We start from the raw sequence: 16,068 nt of genomic DNA, 5'->3' as shown, positions 1-16,068 counted from the left end.
TCACATGACACAGCACACCCACCAGGACCTGCTCCCGATCGTCCAGTTCGCCGTCGCGGATGCACTGGGCGTCGACGAGGCGGAGGTAGTCCCAGAGGCGAGCCTGATCGGGGATCTCGGCGCGGAATCGATCGACATGCTCGACATCTTGTTCCGCATCCAGCGCGAGTCGGGAATCAAGGTCGCCGTATCGGATATCGAGGCGCTGATGCGAGGCCCCGAAGGCGCCGACCTGTTCGACGAGGACGAGGTCGTCACCGAAGCCGGGCTCGCGCAATTGGAACGGGCGCTACCCCAATTCGACCGCACTCAACTGTCGGGCCCGCTCACCGCCGATCAGGTGGTCGGGCTGTTCACGGTCCAGAACCTCGTGGATCTGGTCCTCGACCGCGCCCGAGCGGCGGCCGCCTGACGGCGGTCGATCACCCAGAGAGAGCAAGGAGAACAGATGCAGCCCTTCGAAGGAAAGGTCGCGCTGGTCACCGGCGCTTCCCGCGGGATCGGGCGAGCAATCGCCTCCACCCTGGCGCGGCGTGGCGCGGCAGTGGCCGTCAACTACCGCACGCGCGAAGCGGAGGCCATGGAGGTCGTGCGTGAGATCGAGGAGCTCGGCGGGTGCGCCGTCGCCCTCCGCGCGGACGTCTCCGATCCCGCGGCGGCGGAGGATCTGGTCGCCGGCACCATGAACACGTTCGGCGGCCTGGACGTGCTGGTCAACAACGCGGGAATCACCAACGACGGCCTGCTCTGGAAGATGGCAGACGACGCCTGGTGGGAGGTGTTGCGAGTCAACCTCGGCGGTACCGTCAACTGCACGCGCGCCGCCGCACCGCATCTCATGGCCCAGCGCAGCGGATCCATCGTGAACATCTCCTCGGTCATGGGGGTCTCGGCGCGCCCCGGCCTGTCGGCGTATTCGGCCTCGAAGGGTGCGTTGAACTCCTTCACCCGCGCGTCGGCAACCGAACTGGCGCGCTTCGGCGTCCGTGTCAATGCCGTACTCGGCGGGGTTGTCCCGACCGACCTGATCAGCGGCCTCCTGGCGCACGACAACGGCAAGGCGGCGGTACAGATTCCGATGCGCCAGTACGGAACGGCCGAACAACTCGCCTCCGTCGCGGCATTCCTTGCGGGCCCGGACGCCGAGTATATGACCGGCGAACTCGTCCACGTCGACGGCGGGATGGGCGCGCAGGTGGCGTTCTTCGCCGGTGCGACCGCCCTGTCCTTTCTCCGAGAGTCGAGCAGGCCATGCGATTTCACCTGATCGACAGGATCGAATCCTGGGAGCCGATGCGGCGGATCACGGCCAGGAAGGTGACCTCCGCGCGCGAGTCCTTCTGGCAGCACGGTGAGCACGGACCGGCGATGCCGTTCGGGATGGCATTGGAATCCCTGTGCCAGGCGGGGGCGTGGCTGGTGCTGCTGAGCTCCGATCACCGCCTGCGCGCGGCCTTGCTGACGGTCGGTGAAGTCACCATGCATCGCGACATCACGCCGGGCGACACGTTGCGGCTGCATGCCGAGGTCGTCTCCATCCAAGGCAATGCGGCGATCGTCGACGGCCGCGTGGAGGTGGCCGGTCGGCCTGTCCTCGACGCACGAAACATCATGTGCGCGTTGATCGATGCCGAACGCCTCGACGACCCGGCCGACACCGGGCGCATGGCGCGGCAGCTGCTGGGGGAAGGTCCGATCGGATGAGGCGCGTCGTGATCACCGGCGTCGGTGCGGTGACGCCGCTCGGCACGGACGCCGCAACCACCTGGCGAAATCTGGCGGCGGGCGTCAGCGGAATCGGCCCGCTGACGACCTTCGACACCGACGGCTTCCCGGTCCGCATCGCAGGCCAGGTTCCGGACGACTTCGACCCGAAGGCCGCGTTACCCGGGGATGTCGACCACCGGATCTATTCCCGCGCGGGGACTTTCGGTCTCGCGGCAGTGGCCGAGGCCCTGCTCGACGCCCGTGCCGACCGCGACACCTACGACTCGGACCGGATGGGTGTCGCGATGGGCGCCACCATGGGACGTCCCGATCTGCAGTACTTGATCGACATCGGGCGCCTGCGGGAAACCAAGCCGGACGCGTTCCTGGTGCAACCGCCGAAATCGGTCTACGCCAGCGATCAGAACACCCCGCTCGATGCCATGGCGCGAATGGCGGGCGCGACGGGGCCGATGGTCGGCATCAGCACCGCCTGCGCCGGCTCGGGACACGCCATCGGCGAGGCCTTCCGCCTTATTCAAGAGGGTGACGCGGAGTTGATGGTCGCGGGCGGCTACGACTCGCTCACCAGCTGGATCGACATCCTCGGCTTCAGCCTGCTGGGGGCCATGACCGACCGGCACAACGACGATCCCCGGTCGGCCTCGCGTCCGTTCGACGCGGACCGCTCCGGTTTCGTCATCGGCGAGGGCGCGGTCGTCTTCGTCCTGGAGGAGTTGGAGTCGGCGCGCGCCCGGGGCGCCCGGATACACGCCGAAGTCCTCGGTTACGGCTCGACGATGAACGCGTGGCGAATCACCGATTCCCCGCCGGACGGGTCGGGCGCCATCCAGGCGATGGAGGCGGCGATCGCCGAGTCCGGCCTCGGCATCGCCGGAATCGACTACATCGTCGCCCACGGCACGGGAACCGCGAGCAACGACGCGTCGGAAACCACCGCGATCAAGACGGTCTTCGGCGATGACGCCTACCGTCTCGTGGTCAGCTCGCCCAAGTCCATGGCGGGCCATCTGACCGGAGCGGCCGCGGCGCTCAACGTCCTCGTCGCGATCGGCGCCATGCGCGATTCGCTGATACCGCCGACGGTCAACCTCGACCGGCCCGACCGCGGCCTCGACCTCGACTACGTCCCGCATCGAGCCAGGCACACCGAAGTCGCCGCGGCTCTCGTCAACGCCTTCGCCTTCGGCGGAACCAACACCAGTCTCGTCGTCGGCGCGCCGAGCCGAGGCCGATGACCAAAGGAGCAGCAATGACCACCACATTCGCCGAGTCGGATCTCAGTGCCGACCTCGACCGCATCCTCGAACTACAGCCGGGAAGGCGCGGCGTCGCGCTGTGCAACGTCCCCGCGACCCTGCCGCTGTTCAGCACACACTTTCCGCGCTATCCGATCCTGCCGGGCGTGCTGATGCTCGAGAGCATGGCCGCGCTCGCGGCGGTGACCGCGGGCGGCTCGTGGCGGCTGCGCTCGGTCCGCGGTCTGCGATTCCGGCAGTTCGTGGTGCCCGGCGACCAGGTCACCATCACCGTCGACCTGCTCGCCCATACGGGGGACACGAGTCGATGGAAGGCGGAATCCCGGGTCGACGGGCGACTGGTCGCCGCGGCGCGCTCGCTGGAGATGGACCGGTGCGAACTGGAGGTGAACCGGTGAACGAGCGCCGCGTAGTAGTGACCGGAATCGGGTTGATCACGGCGCTGGGCGAGGGCTGGGCCAGGACGTGGGAGGCGATCGTCGACGGACGGACGGCGATCGGTCCGCTGCGCGGCTACGACCCCGCGCCGCTGCGGACCAGGATCGGCGCCGAGATCATCGGCTTCGACCCGGCCCGTTTCGTCTCGCGCCGATCGCTGCGCATGGCCAACCGCGGCGACCAATTCGCCATCGCCGCCGCGACACTCGCACTCGAGGACGCCGGTCTCGACGACGCGGAACTCGGCTACCGCACGGGCCTGTTCCTGGGCGGAAACAAGGAAATGGCGCGGCTGGAGCCGCTCACCCAGATTGCCGGGTTGCGCGACACGGAGGGCAACGTATCGCTGCGCCGCATCGGCGAGGGCGTATCGGAATTCGTCTCACCGCTCGTGTATGTCGAAGCGCTCCAACCGGCCGCGGTCTTTCACATCTCGCAGAAGTTCGGCATGCGCGGGCCCAACGCATTCTTCGCGGGCACGGCGGAGTCCGGGATCACCGGCATCGGCCGCGGGATGCGCGCGATACGTCGTGGTGAAGCCGACCGGGTGGTTGCGGGCGGCTACGACGACGCGGTCACCTGGTGGTCGATGTCCAAGATGGACGGGCTCGGGGTGCTGAGCCCACGGAACGACCTGCGCGAACGCGCATTTCGGCCCTTCGACCGCGAGCACAGCGGTTCGGTGCTCGGCGAGGGCGGGGCGGTGCTCGTCCTCGAGGAACGCGAGCATGCGTTGCGGCGGGGGGCGCGGTGCTACGCCGAGGTCACCGGCATGGGTTCCGGGAACGACGGCGCACGTCTCGCGGCGCCCCACCCGCGCGGCAGGGGTCTGACTCGGGCGATCGGCCGCGCTCTCACGGACGCGTCAGGCCAGGGTGCGCCCGACTACATCGCCGCCCACGGATGCGCCACACCGAAGGGCGACATCAGCGAAACCCGCGCGCTCCATGACGCGCTCGGCGCCGCCGCATACCGCGCGCAGATCAGCAGCGTCAAACCACAGACCGGTCACTTGGTGGGCGGCGCCGGGGCGCTGAACGTCGCTGTCGCCGCCTTGGCGCTGAATTCCGGCGTAGTTCCGGCGACGCCGAATCTCGAAACCCCCGCCGCCGGATGCGATTTGGACTGGATACCGGGCTCGGCACGGGAATCGAGACCCGAGACCGCGCTCGCTCTCGCGCGTGGGCTGCACGGCCAGGCCGTCGCCATCGCGCTGCGTAAAGCCGACTGACGCGAAGACGGCTGAAAACCTCAGGAGGACAGACGAAATGAACGAAGTTACCACCGCGACGCGACGCGTTGTCATCACGGCCGTTGGTGCGGTGACCGCACAGGGAACGGGCGTCGCGGCCCTGTGGGAGGGCGTGCGCGACGGCCGGGTTGCCATCCGGCCCGTGCAGGGCCTTCCGCTGACCGGATACCGCACGTCGATCGGCGGGCAGGTGCCGGACATGCGCCGCCCCACCTACGACTACCTGACCGAACTCGGCATCGAGCACCCGGAACCTGCGCTCGACTTCGCCCTGGTCGCCGCCGAGGAGGCCATGGCGGCGGCTGGGATAGCGGTCCCCGCGGACCGCTGGGGTGTGGCGTTCGGAACCTGCAACGGTGGAACGTTCAGCGGCGAGCAGGCACTGCGCCGAGCTCGCCACGGCTCCGCGACGCCGGGCGGCGACCGGCACCTGCTGCTCGTACCGCCGCACGGCCTGGCCGAGGCCCTGAGTGCGGCCTTTGGACTCGCCGGACCTGTCGTGTCGGTCAACACCGCGTGCGCGTCGGGGGCGCACGCGATCGCGCATGCCACGGAGATCATTCGCGCCGGACGCGCCGACGCGATGCTCGTCGGCGGAAGTGACGCCCTCACGGAGTCGGCCTTCGCCGGGTTCGACAGCGTGGAGGCCCTGTCCGAGCGGCCGTGCGCGCCGTACTCGCGGGACCGCGACGGCCTGTCCCTCGGCGAAGGCAGCGGAATGCTCGTCCTCGCGGAAGAGTCGATCGCGCGTGCCGCCGGTGCGCCCATCCTGGCCGAGGTGCTCGGTTATGGCATGTCCGCCGACGGCTATCACCCGACCGCGCCGCATCCGCAGGGCGAAGGCGCCGCGCGTGCCATCCGCGCCGCGCTCGACAGCGGCGGGCTCGTACCCACCGATGTCGCCTACATCAACGGGCACGGCACCGGAACACCGAAAAACGATCCGGCCGAATGCAATGCGGTCCGCGCGGCGTTCGGTGACGCCGCCGACAAGGTCGTCCTGAGCAGCACCAAATCGATGATCGGGCATCTGCTCGGCGCGGCGGGCGCGGTCGAGGGCATCGTCACGGTCTTGGCGCTGCGCGAGCAGCTCGCGCCGCCCACCGCCGGGTTCACCGCGGTCGATCCGCGCTGCGGCCTGGATGCCGCGCCGGGCACCGCACGCCCCGCCGCTATCGGCGTCGCGCTGTCGAACAACTTCGCATTCGGCGGAGCCAACGCGACGGTCGCCTTCCGCAGGCCCGGCGAGCTGTGCGGAGACCCCGCGGCGGGTGACACCGACGCCGTCGTCGTGACGGGGCTGGGTGTGCTCGCGCCGGGAGGTACGAGCGCAGACGAGCTGTGGCAGACCTTTCGGGCTGGGCGCCGGCTCGGACGCGAGGAGCGCGGGCTGCGCGTCGCGCAGCTCGAGGCCGATCTCGATGCGTACACCACGCCGCGCGAGCGACGCCGAATGGACCGATTCGGCCGGCTCGCGGTGGCGACCTGCCGCATCGCTCTCGAGGACGCCGGGCTCGAGCCCGACGAGCGGACCGGCGTCGTACTGGGTACCGGAATCGGCCCGATGCGCAGCATCGAGGACTTCTTCTTGCCGATGTTGGCGGGCGGTCCCTCGATGTCCAGTCCCGCCATCTTCCCCAACACCGTCTTCAACGCGGCGGCGGGCCAGGTGGCCATGGTGCTCGGAGCCAAGGGTCCGACGTCCACCGCGACGGCGGCGCACGCCGCAGGCGCCTCCGCCCTGACCATCGCGTTCGACCTGCTGCGCACCGGTAAGGCGGACGCCATCCTCTGTCCCGCCGTCGACGAACTGACCGAACATGTCATCGACGCCTACCGGGGCATGCCACTGTTCGGCGGCCGGACCGGATGGGACTACCTGCTCGCGGAGGGCAGCGTCACGCTGCTGCTCGAGCGAGCGTCGACGGCGGCCTCCCGCGGGGCCCCGATCCTGGCCGAGTTCGCCGGACACGCAACCACTTCCGACGCCCTCGGAATCGGACGTTGGGATCGCTACGGCCACGGTATCGAGCGCGCGATGCGAAACGCCTTGGCCGACGCCCGGATCGATGCCGCGCAGCTCTCGGCGATCTGGACGAACGCCGCCGGACTGCGGGTTGTCGACGGGCCGGAAATACGTGCCATCGACCGTCTCGGCCCCCCGGAGCGCTGCCGGAGGGAAGCGCCCAAACGGGTACTGGGCGAACCGATCGGCGCGGGCGCTCAGCTGGCCGCGGCCCTGGCGACCGCGTCGTTCCGGCACGACACTTCCGCCGGACCCGTCCTGATCAACAGCTCGTCGCTCGGTGGCACGCACACCAGCCTCGTCCTTCACCCACCCCAGAACCGACCGCCCCAGAACTGACGGAGCCACCTCATGTCTCACCCGACCAACCGCCACGTATCGATCCTGGCAACCGGATCGCACCTGCCCGGCGCTCCCATCGACAACCGTGATCTGGAACGACTCTGCGGACCACTGGCGCACGAGGTCCTCGATGGAATCCAAGTGCGACAACGTCATTGGATGATAGATCCCGAAACCGGCGAGCACCGGACCGGAACCGCCGCGATGGCCGCCGCCGCGGCACGGCAAGCTCTCGACCGAGCGGGCCTGCAGCCCGGCGACGTCGACCTGATCGTCATGTCGACGGCAAGCCCCGATTACCCGCTTCCGGTGGCAGGCACCTATGTCCAGGAGTACCTCGGACTGGACCGCTGCGCCGTGATCGAGCTGCGCGCCGGTTGTGTCGGCGCCGTGCAGGGCCTGGATCTGGCCCGGCGCTACCTGGCGGACGGCACGTACAACTGCGCCGTAGTCATCGGCGCCGAATCGATTTCGCCGATGCTTGCCCCGCTGTACCTCGACCAGGACCCCGAGCGAGTGCGGATGCGCGACCGGCTGCCGATCTACACCTTCGGCGATGGCGCGGGCGCGGTGCTGCTGCGCGCGAGCGATACCCAGAAGCCCGCCGCACCGGGATACGTCTTCGCGACCCAGTGCATGGGCGGCGACCGCACACCCGGCATGCAGATCATCGGTGGCGGATCGCACGCCTCGGCCGCCGAACAGATGCGCCGCAAGCGCCCCGTCGAACTTCGGATCGACATTCCTGGCACCACCCGGTTCGGACCGCAGGTCCTGGCCGCCGGTCTTCGGGACCTGCTCGACCGCTCCGGACTGGAGATGGGCGACCTCGACTCCGTCGTCCTGCCGGAAGGCAACGCGGACTACTTCGCCGGCGAGTTCGCGGCCGCGGGCATCTCGGCGCAGGACCAGGCGGCGCTCCAGAAGAGCATCACCGAGAACCTCGGCGACGTGGGCGCCACGGGTTCGGCCGCGGTGCCGCTGGCGCTCGACGATGCCTGGGTGAAGGGCAAGATCAGCCCCGGCCACACCGTCGCGCTGATGGCGATCGAGGCCAGCCGGTATCTCTATGCCGGGCTGACCCTCCCGTGGGAGGCGCCGACGCCATGACCACCACCGAAGAGCTGAACCAGAGCGTCATCCGGAGACTGTTCCACGAACTGGTCAACGCAGGCGATTTCACCGTGGTGGACGACATCTATCGACCGGATGTCGTCGATCATCAGCCATTACCCGGCGCACCCGCCGGACGCGAGGGGGTGCGGTACACGATCGCCGTGCTGCGCGACAGCTTCCCCGACCTGCACGTGACGATCGACGAGAGCCACGCATACGCCGACCGCGTGGTCATCCGTTACACCTGGCGAGGCACCCACACGCGCGAATTGTTGGGCATCGCACCGACCGGACGCTCCATCGAGTACCAGGGCGTCGCCGAGTGGCGCCTGATAGACGGGCGCATCGCCGACCGCTGGGACCTGGGCATCGGATCCGGCATTCTGCCCGCGCTCGGCCTGGGGTGGCTGGCTCGCGGCCGGCTGCGGGCCGGGAAATTCCGGTCGGCGCGAGCGCGCAGGCGAGCCGAAGGGACACAACGATGACCGGTATTCGCCGAGTCATCGTCGCGGGCGGCGGCATCGGCGGGATGGCCGCGGCGCTGGCCTTGCAACACAAGGGATTCGACTCGGTCGTCTTCGAACGGGCGCAGGCGCTGCGCGACGGGGGCGCCGGAGTCCACCTCTGGACCAACGGGATGCTCGCGCTCGACTCGCTCGGTGTTGCCGACCACCTGCTGAAAAGCACGGTCGCGCAGCAGTTCTGCCACTTCAGCACGTGGCGCGGCGAGGTCATGGCCGCCTGGCGGGTGGGCGAGTTCGCCGAACGGCACGGCCAGCCCACGATCGGCGTCGAGCGCTCGGCTCTGCACGCGGCGTTGCGGAATGCGCTGGGCGGCAGCCAGATCCATGCCGGAGCACGTGTCATCGGCTGCACGCAGGATGAGCGCGGCGTGGCGGTGCGGCTCGCCGACGGGCAAGTCGAACGCGGCGACCTCCTGATCGGCGCGGACGGCATCCACAGCGCGGTGCGCGCCGGGCTACACGGAACGAGGCCACCGCGGTACAACGGCTATATCGCGCAGCGTGGCAAGGCTTTTCTACGTCACGACCTGATTCCACCGGGAAGCTTCAACGCCATGTTCGGTCCCGGCATCCGGTTCGTCTACTACGACGTGGCGCCGGGAGTCGTGCATTGGATGTCGGTAGCCAACGGGCCTGCCGCAGGCCACGACGACCCGGGTGTCCTTCGGACGCTCACCGAACGTCATCGCGATTGGGCCGCACCCGTCGGGGACATTCTGGCGGCGACACCGCCGTCGGGCATCATCCGCAGCGAGGCGCTCGACCGAAAGCCGGACCGGCGGTGGGGCGCAGGCCGGGTCACGCTGCTCGGGGACGCGGCACATCCCATGGCGTTCAACATCGGGCAGGGCGCATGCCAGGCCGTGGAGGACGCCGTGGTGCTGGCCGAATGCCTCGCCTCGGCACCGGCCGATCCGGTATCCGCGCTGCGCGCTTACGAGAAAGAACGCCGGGCCCGGACCGCGCGCCTGCAGCGGGCCGCCTGGTGGCTCGGACGAATGGCGGCGGTGGAGCATCCGGCCCTGGTTCGAATGCGGGAAGCATTCATGCGTTCGACCTATCCGAAAATCCTCTTCGCGGCCGAGCGGAACCAGATGCGCTGTGCCGCGCGGGCGCTGAGCAATTCGGATCAAAAATTCTCGCTACCAACCCACGATTCGAGGGAACGACTATGAAAGCAATTTTCTACCGCACCTTCGGCGATGCGGATGTCATGGAGTACGGCGACCTGCCCGAGCCGAAAATGGGTCCCTCCTCGGTACTCGTTCGGGTCGCGGCGGCGTCGGTGAACCCGCTCGATTGGAAGGCCCGCGAAGGCTTGTACGACAGGTTGATGGACTCGATATTTCCCGTGATCCCCGGCATCGATTTCTCCGGCGTCGTCGAGCGCGTCGGATTCGGTGTCCGCGGCCTTGCGCCGGGCGACGAGGTGATGGGGTGTGTACCGAACGACGAGTACCTGTCTCGGGGAACCCTCGCCGAACTGACATCCGCCCCCGCGCGCTGCGTGGTCCGAAAGCCGTCGTGTTTGAACTGGTTCGAGGCCGCCGCGCTCCCGCTGGTCGGGTTGTCCGCGTATCAGAGCATGAAGCACCTCGCCGTGCGGCGCGGTGAGGTCGTGCTGGTGCACGGAGCCGCAGGTGGAGTGGGTTCGATGGCGGTCCAGTACGCGCTGAGTCTCGGCGCCCGCGTCATCGGAACGGCCGGCCACCACAACCACGACTTCCTCCGTTCGCTGGGAGCCGAGCCGGTCGGCTACCGCCGCGGACTGACGGAATCGGTCGCCGCACTCGCTCCCGGTGGCGTCGACGCCGTGCTCGACGCGTCCGGTAAGCGGACGCTGCGCACCGTCGCACCGCTGCTGAAGGCGGGCGGGAGGCTGGCATCGGTTGCCGATCCCGCGGTGCGCTCGGCAGGCGGCACGTACGTGTTCGCCCAGCCGATCTCGACCGATATCCGGGAAATGGTCGCGCTTGCCGAAGAGGGAACAATGCACGCGCAGATATCGGCCGTCCATCCGCTCGAGAATGCGGTCGATGGTTTTCGCGAGAGCCAAGCCGGTCATACCCGCGGAAAGATCGTCGTGGCTGTCGGATGTGCACCGCCCGAGGTTTGATATCGCGGTTACCGTTGCGATCTCAACCAGCTCGATAATCCGTAGTATCAACCACTTTGACAATTTGCTGAACCCCCCCAAGGTGATGTCATTCCACCCCTGAGGGTGATGCATCGGACGTCGGCGGGATGGACGATTGACGCACCGCAATTCTCCATTCGGAAGGCATAATCCCAGTGAGTATCCCGAACGTCTTGGCCGAATCCGACGCCGTCGACGAAGCGACCGGACGGCGTCCACTGCCGCTTCCACAGGAAGCGAGCATTGCTCGTCGACCGCGGAGCACGATTCGGCAGTTGGCGGACTGTTCCGCCGCGACTCGCCCCACTGTCGTCCCGTACGGGTGGGCGAACACTACTCGGACGTACGGGCACACGCTCGGGGGTGAGACGGATGGGTGATGTACGCACTCCTATAGGTGCAGTCGCACGGCCCTGCCTCCTGATCGTCATCGGCGGATTCGCGGTCTTCGGCGGTCTCACGCCGGACCTCGAGGCGCACGCGGCTCCCACTCCGCCCGCATTTCACCAGCAGTGGCCGCAGCAGCCGGCCAGACAGCCGGGTGGGCCCGGGCCGGGACCGGGCGGACCTGAACCCGTCGGACCGGCGCCCGCCGGACCGGAACCGGTGGGACCGGGCGGGCAACAGCAACAGCCAGGGCAACAGCAGCCAGGGCAACAGCAACAGAATTCGCCGTGGGCAAACCCGAGCGATCCGTCGAGCGGGGGCGGGGGCAATCCGGATGGTCGGCGCGGGGACGATGTGGGTCCCCCGGACGCCAAGGCCGATCCGCCACCCGAGCAGGGACGCGGAGGACAATCCGACCCACCACCCGACCAGGGACGCGGAGGCGGAGGCGGAGCATGGCCGCCGCCCGGCGAGAACGGCGGAGGACAATCCGACCCGCCACCCGACCAGGGAGGCGGAGGCGGAGGCGGAGCATGGCCGCCGCCCGGCCAGGACGGCGGAGGCGGGGGCAATTCGGATGGTCCGCGCGGGGACGATGTGGGTCCCCCAGACGACACGGCCGATCCGCCGCAGGAGGATCCAAAGAAGGATCCGCCCAAGGAGGATCCGGTCGTCGTTCCACCGGTCGTCGAAAACCCACCACCGGGTGGTCGCGGCACGGAGCAGCAGCCGCAAACGCAACAACAACCGCAGCAACAACAACCGCAGCCGCAGCCGCAGCAACAACCGCAACCGCAGCCGCAGCCGCAGCCGCCGCAACCGCAGCCGGTGCAAGAGCCGCGTCAGCAACAGCATCAAGAGCCGCAACAGCAACAGCCGCAACAGGAACAGCCGCGACAGGAAGCGCAGCAGCCGCAGCCCCAGCCGCAGCGACAACAGCCCCAGGATCCGCCGCAGCCGCAGCAGGAAACCAGCCAGGCGGTCCCCCCGCCGCTGCCGCCGGTTCGGCAGCCCGGTGGTGCGCTGCTGCTGAGCGCACCGGCCGTGGCCCCGGGTGAGCCCGTTTCCGGTTCGGGCTACGGCTGCCCAGCCGGAGCCACAGTGGACATGGCCGTCGGCGGCGCACCGGCCGGCGCGACCGTCGCCGACGAGACCGGCGCATTCCAATCCCGGCTGGATACGGGTTCGATCCCGGTCGGCCACCACCAGGTCACCGCGGCGTGCGGACCGGTACTCACCGCGGCGCTGGACGTCGTGCTGGCCAGCAATGTCGACGCAGCGACCTCGACGCTCGCCGTGATCGCGTTCTTCGTGCTGATCGGGGTCTTCGTTTATACACGGCGGCTGCTGAGCCCGCCGCCGCGACCAGAGGAGCGATAGTGAAAACCCTTGGCATATTCATCGCGCTGGTCGTGTTCAGCGTGCTCGCACCCGCATCCGCACCGGCGCAGGCGGCAGCCGATTCCGTCGGCCTTGCGGTCCGCATCAACGGCCGAGACATCGCCACGGCGACCGAGGCCGATCCGATTCGCCTGGACCCCAACGGTTCCGCGGCGGTGGACGTTGATGTCACCAATGAGGGAAACGATCCGGTCACCGTCCGGCGCATCGAACTGTCCGGCCAAGTGGCCGGGCTCACGCTCTACTCCTTCAGCACTTCGGTGAATCTGACCGTCCCACCGAAATCGACCGGGCGACTCAGCTATTCGCTCGAGATGTCCGGTTTGGCCGAACAGGCAACAGGATTGATCAGCGGATCGGTGACGGCATTCGACTCCGGCAACACTGTGCTCGGTAGCACCGCGACCGTCACCGACGTGCGTGGCTCGCTGCATTCGGTATACGGCCTGTTCGGGCTGGCGCTGTTGGTCCTCACGCTGGTGGCGATCGCCGATGCGGCACTGATGGTTGCCCGGCACCGGATGTCGGCCAACCGCTGGCAGCGCGGCATGCGCCTCATGGGGCCGGGACTCGGCATCGGACTCGTGCTGGTGTTCTCGCTGTCGGCGCTGCGATTCTGGGTGCCGAGCGCCGAACGGTGGGTGCTCGTCGCACTGGTCGTCACGGGCGGGTTCTTCGTGCTCGGTTACCTCACCCCCACCCCGACGACCGCCGAAGAGGAAGCGGCCGAGCGGGAGGAGGAAGAGGCCGAACTCGAGGAGGAGGACGAGCGCGAGCAGCGCACCGTGCCGGTCGGTCTCGAGGTATCGGGCCGATGACTACCGATCCGATAACAACCGATGTCGACCGGATCGCCGCGGCGCTGCCCGCCTACGAGATCGGCGGCCAGTTGGGGAAGGGAGGCTGGGGTGTCGTCCTCGCAGGCAGGCACCGCGGCCTCGACCGCGCGGTCGCGATCAAACAACTCCCCTCGACCTTCGCCGCCGACCCGATCGTGCGCCGCCGATTCGCCTCCGAGGGCAGGATGCTCGCCTCGCTGGACCATCCGCACGTGGTTCCGGTCTATGACTACGTCGAAAGCGACGGGCTGTGCCTGCTGGTCATGGAATTGTTGCCGGGCGGCACCGTGTGGAGTCGATTCACCGGTGACGGGTTCGACGCGCCGTCGGCGGTCGCCGTCGCGCTGTCGTGCGCGGCGGGGCTGAAGGCGGCGCACGATCGCGGCATCCTGCACCGTGATGTCAAACCGGAGAACCTGCTGTTCGCCGCCTCCGGGGCGCTCAAGGTGACCGATTTCGGCATCGCGAAGGTGGTCGGCGGCGACGAGACCATGGCCACCAAAACCGGCGAGGTGATCGGCACACCGTCCTACATCGCCCCCGAGCAGGCTCGCGGGGGCGAGTTGACCCCGGCCACCGACGTCTACGCCCTGGCGACGATGCTCTACGAATTGCTTTCCGGCTCCTTGCCCTTCCCCGCAGGGACGGATGCGCTGGCGACGCTGTTCATGCACGCCTTCGACGAGCCGACGCCGTTGGGTGAGGTCGCTCCGAATATCCCGGAGCACCTCGCGGATGTGGTCATGCGCGGTCTGGCTACCGATCCGGCGCAGCGGTATCCGACGGCCGAAGCGTTCGGAATCGCCCTCGCCGAGGCGTCCACCGAGCCATGGGGGCCGGGTTGGCTTGCTGCCCAGGGCATTCCGGTGATGGGTGCGGAGACGATCTCCGCCGCGGCGACACGCACGACCGCCCCGGTAGCCACGACCGTCGCTGCGCGCTCCTTCGCACACGGGCCGACCGCGCCGGCCACGCCGACCGTGCGGCCCGTGCCGGCCGAGCGTGCACAGGGCGCGCGCCTGGCCGATGTCGCCGAAGCCGACCTGATCCCGGTCAAGGAGGTGGTGAAGCTGCGGTCGCCCCGGGTGCCACTGCTGACGGCGGCGGGCCTGACGCTGATCGCGCTCGCCGTCGCGGTGATCGGCCTCGGCTCGCCGAGCACCGGCGGGACCCTGCCGCCAGGAGCTGCCACGGTCGGCGGCGTCGATCCCGCCTCCGGCGAAAAGATCGAGATCGACCTGAACCAACCGGTGGTCGTCAGCGCGGCCGGGCCGCCCTCCGCCACCACGGCCGAGCTACGGCTGAAGGCGCTGGGAGCCACGGTCGCTCAGCAGAGCGCCCCGCTGGTCCCGGAATCCGGCCGCAGCGTGGCCACGCTGCCCCCGCTGGGCGGCCGGTACCTGCTCGCAGGCGAACTCACCGGTGAACTGGCGCTGACCGAAGCGGGCGTGCCGCCCGCCACGTCGAGCTTCCCGGTCAGGACGACGCAGCCGGCGATATCCACCGCCGCCGCGGTCGGCGTCGCGGCGCTCATCTTGTTCGCGCTCGCGTATCTGGAGTCGTTCCTGCGTTCGCTACGCCACCGCCGACGTCGAGTGTCCGGCGGTGTGGGCGTTCCCGCGAGCGCGGGTCTGGTCGCGGTCGGGATGGTGGGCGCCGTGTGGATTCTGCTCGGCAAGCAGCCGACGATCGCGACGTTGGTGACCGCGGCGGTGTTCGGAGCGCTGGCAGGCGTCGCGGGAGCCGTCGGCGCCTGGCGGATCGGACAGCGTCGACGCTATCGCCGCAAAGCCGAGATCAAAAGTCGTGCTCGCTGACGATTCCGCTGTTCATGGCTCGCTCGACGAGCTTGGCCCGCTTCTGATTCTGTGGGAGATCCTCGACACCGAACTTTCCGAACAACGCTCGCATGTGGGTCTTCACCGTCTGGTCGGTCACGAAGAGTTCCTTGGCGATCTGCTGATTCGATGCCGGAGTGGCATACGTGGCGTTGTGCTTGAACGGCCTGCACAGCGCGACCAGCACGGCCATCTGCGCGTCCGTCAACGACCGTCGCGTCGGCATGCGTTGGGAAGAATCGGCTTGGGTTTTCGCACTGGTCGCCCGGCGGCCCAGATCCAGATAGGTCAGCACCGTGTTGCCGATCCGGATGCTGTCCCCTGTTTGCAGCCGATGGCGGCCGGCGAGACGTTCCCCGTTGACGAACGTGCCGTTCCGCGACAGCCCGTCGTCGACGATGGTCCACTGCCCGCCCATCTGCTCCACCGTCGCGTGCAGCCTCGACACCTGTCCATCAGCGGTCAGGGCGATATCGGCCAGAGACGATCTGCCGACCGTCACCCGCGGCACATCGCCGGACAGGGTCACACCTCGGCGATGCCCATGATCGTCTGTGTATGTGAGGCGCGGCTCAGTAGAATCCCAGGTCATGGCCATTCCCTTTACCGATACACGGGGGCTTTGGGTACTCATATTCTAGTTCTTCGCCCTACGGTGCGAGCCTTCGACGGCGACCGCGACGCGGTGCGGGTGTCACTGCCGCGAGGCGGCCTGCCTGCCCGCTCGTGGGACGCAGTGCACGGGCCGCCTCGGGCAAACAATGGCAGACTCGAAGCCGAC

16 protein-coding genes are annotated in these 16,068 nt (G+C 68.8%); 14 read left to right on the top strand and 2 right to left on the bottom strand.

The features are described 5' to 3' along the window. Positions 1-4 precede the first annotated feature (4 nt). Genes AC3ERS_RS03090 through AC3ERS_RS03040 form a run of 11 tightly spaced genes read left to right on the top strand, consistent with a single transcriptional unit; the run spans position 5 to position 10,801 of the window. The gene (locus AC3ERS_RS03090) at positions 5-412 is read left to right on the top strand and encodes a phosphopantetheine-binding protein (RefSeq protein WP_431963204.1); all 408 of its coding nucleotides are present in this window, start codon (positions 5-7) and stop codon (positions 410-412) included. Between the two features lie 36 nt (positions 413-448). Further along, entirely contained in the window at positions 449-1,267 is an 819-nt protein-coding gene (locus AC3ERS_RS03085) for an SDR family NAD(P)-dependent oxidoreductase (RefSeq protein WP_431963202.1), read from the top strand. Beyond that, a complete protein-coding gene (locus AC3ERS_RS03080; protein WP_431963200.1) occupies positions 1,252-1,704 on the top strand; it encodes a hotdog family protein in 453 nt (150 codons plus the stop codon). The genes AC3ERS_RS03085 and AC3ERS_RS03080 overlap by 16 nt, the downstream gene beginning before the upstream one ends. Beyond that, a complete protein-coding gene (locus AC3ERS_RS03075) occupies positions 1,701-2,966 on the top strand; it encodes a beta-ketoacyl-[acyl-carrier-protein] synthase family protein (RefSeq protein WP_431963198.1) in 1,266 nt (421 codons plus the stop codon). The genes AC3ERS_RS03080 and AC3ERS_RS03075 overlap by 4 nt, the downstream gene beginning before the upstream one ends. Positions 2,967-2,980: 14 nt before the next feature. Further along, positions 2,981-3,385 carry a 3-hydroxyacyl-ACP dehydratase FabZ family protein gene (locus AC3ERS_RS03070; protein WP_431963196.1) on the top strand — a complete coding sequence of 135 codons (405 nt, stop codon included), beginning with the start codon at positions 2,981-2,983 and terminating at the stop codon, positions 3,383-3,385. Next, positions 3,382-4,656, top strand: a complete 1,275-nt coding sequence (locus AC3ERS_RS03065; protein ID WP_431963194.1) for a beta-ketoacyl-[acyl-carrier-protein] synthase family protein — start codon at positions 3,382-3,384, stop codon at positions 4,654-4,656. Before AC3ERS_RS03070 ends, AC3ERS_RS03065 begins: the two co-directional genes overlap by 4 nt. Positions 4,657-4,693: 37 nt before the next feature. After that, entirely contained in the window at positions 4,694-7,042 is a 2,349-nt protein-coding gene (locus tag AC3ERS_RS03060; RefSeq protein WP_431963192.1) for a beta-ketoacyl synthase N-terminal-like domain-containing protein, read from the top strand. Between the two features lie 12 nt (positions 7,043-7,054). Next, positions 7,055-8,155 (top strand): 3-oxoacyl-ACP synthase III family protein, encoded by a 1,101-nt coding sequence (locus AC3ERS_RS03055; protein ID WP_431963190.1) that lies wholly within the window; start codon positions 7,055-7,057, stop codon positions 8,153-8,155. Beyond that, complete coding sequence (locus tag AC3ERS_RS03050; RefSeq protein ID WP_431963188.1) at positions 8,152-8,646, top strand: ester cyclase; 495 nt, start codon at positions 8,152-8,154, stop codon at positions 8,644-8,646. The genes AC3ERS_RS03055 and AC3ERS_RS03050 overlap by 4 nt, the downstream gene beginning before the upstream one ends. Beyond that, the gene (locus AC3ERS_RS03045; protein ID WP_431963186.1) at positions 8,643-9,860 is read left to right on the top strand and encodes an FAD-dependent oxidoreductase; all 1,218 of its coding nucleotides are present in this window, start codon (positions 8,643-8,645) and stop codon (positions 9,858-9,860) included. Before AC3ERS_RS03050 ends, AC3ERS_RS03045 begins: the two co-directional genes overlap by 4 nt. After that, complete coding sequence (locus tag AC3ERS_RS03040) at positions 9,857-10,801, top strand: NADP-dependent oxidoreductase (protein ID WP_431963184.1); 945 nt, start codon at positions 9,857-9,859, stop codon at positions 10,799-10,801. Before AC3ERS_RS03045 ends, AC3ERS_RS03040 begins: the two co-directional genes overlap by 4 nt. 354 nt (positions 10,802-11,155) lie before the next feature. On the opposite strand, the gene AC3ERS_RS03035 is transcribed toward AC3ERS_RS03040, so the two are convergent. After that, positions 11,156-12,145 carry a hypothetical protein gene (locus AC3ERS_RS03035; protein WP_431963182.1) on the bottom strand — a complete coding sequence of 330 codons (990 nt, stop codon included), beginning with the start codon at positions 12,143-12,145 and terminating at the stop codon, positions 11,156-11,158. A 165-nt stretch (positions 12,146-12,310) separates the two neighbouring features. Here AC3ERS_RS03035 and AC3ERS_RS03030 point away from each other — a divergent pair, with 165 nt between their 5' ends. From AC3ERS_RS03030 to AC3ERS_RS03020, 3 genes are read left to right on the top strand one after another with little or no spacing between them, the layout of a single operon-like run. Next, on the top strand, positions 12,311-12,589 hold the full coding sequence (locus AC3ERS_RS03030; protein WP_431963180.1) for a hypothetical protein: 279 nt from the start codon (positions 12,311-12,313) through the stop codon (positions 12,587-12,589). Further along, positions 12,589-13,428, top strand: a complete 840-nt coding sequence (locus AC3ERS_RS03025) for a hypothetical protein (RefSeq protein WP_431963178.1) — start codon at positions 12,589-12,591, stop codon at positions 13,426-13,428. The genes AC3ERS_RS03030 and AC3ERS_RS03025 overlap by 1 nt, the downstream gene beginning before the upstream one ends. After that, the gene (locus tag AC3ERS_RS03020; protein WP_431963176.1) at positions 13,425-15,266 is read left to right on the top strand and encodes a serine/threonine-protein kinase; all 1,842 of its coding nucleotides are present in this window, start codon (positions 13,425-13,427) and stop codon (positions 15,264-15,266) included. Before AC3ERS_RS03025 ends, AC3ERS_RS03020 begins: the two co-directional genes overlap by 4 nt. Here AC3ERS_RS03020 and AC3ERS_RS03015 read toward each other — a convergent pair. Beyond that, positions 15,247-15,885: an FHA domain-containing protein gene (locus AC3ERS_RS03015; protein WP_431963174.1), complete on the bottom strand. Its 639-nt coding sequence runs from the start codon at positions 15,883-15,885 to the stop codon at positions 15,247-15,249. The two genes, AC3ERS_RS03020 and AC3ERS_RS03015, sit on opposite strands and share 20 nt — an antisense overlap. Positions 15,886-16,068 lie beyond the last annotated feature (183 nt).

The sequence above is a fragment of the Nocardia sp. bgisy134 genome, assembly GCF_057708325.1.
The sequence above is the reverse complement of the archived record's forward strand: the minus strand, read 5'-3'. Positions and strand labels throughout refer to the sequence as shown.

Coding starts and splice junctions, on each gene's coding strand:
- AC3ERS_RS03070 (WP_431963196.1), top strand. CDS start 2,981: ATGACCACCACATTCGCCGAGTCGGATCTCAGTGCCGACCTCGACCGC.
- AC3ERS_RS03015 (WP_431963174.1), bottom strand. CDS start 15,885: ATGGCCATGACCTGGGATTCTACTGAGCCGCGCCTCACATACACAGAC.
- AC3ERS_RS03045 (WP_431963186.1), top strand. CDS start 8,643: ATGACCGGTATTCGCCGAGTCATCGTCGCGGGCGGCGGCATCGGCGGG.
- AC3ERS_RS03080 (WP_431963200.1), top strand. CDS start 1,252: ATGCGATTTCACCTGATCGACAGGATCGAATCCTGGGAGCCGATGCGG.
- AC3ERS_RS03075 (WP_431963198.1), top strand. CDS start 1,701: ATGAGGCGCGTCGTGATCACCGGCGTCGGTGCGGTGACGCCGCTCGGC.
- AC3ERS_RS03020 (WP_431963176.1), top strand. CDS start 13,425: ATGACTACCGATCCGATAACAACCGATGTCGACCGGATCGCCGCGGCG.
- AC3ERS_RS03090 (WP_431963204.1), top strand. CDS start 5: ATGACACAGCACACCCACCAGGACCTGCTCCCGATCGTCCAGTTCGCC.
- AC3ERS_RS03050 (WP_431963188.1), top strand. CDS start 8,152: ATGACCACCACCGAAGAGCTGAACCAGAGCGTCATCCGGAGACTGTTC.
- AC3ERS_RS03040 (WP_431963184.1), top strand. CDS start 9,857: ATGAAAGCAATTTTCTACCGCACCTTCGGCGATGCGGATGTCATGGAG.
- AC3ERS_RS03060 (WP_431963192.1), top strand. CDS start 4,694: ATGAACGAAGTTACCACCGCGACGCGACGCGTTGTCATCACGGCCGTT.
- AC3ERS_RS03085 (WP_431963202.1), top strand. CDS start 449: ATGCAGCCCTTCGAAGGAAAGGTCGCGCTGGTCACCGGCGCTTCCCGC.
- AC3ERS_RS03055 (WP_431963190.1), top strand. CDS start 7,055: ATGTCTCACCCGACCAACCGCCACGTATCGATCCTGGCAACCGGATCG.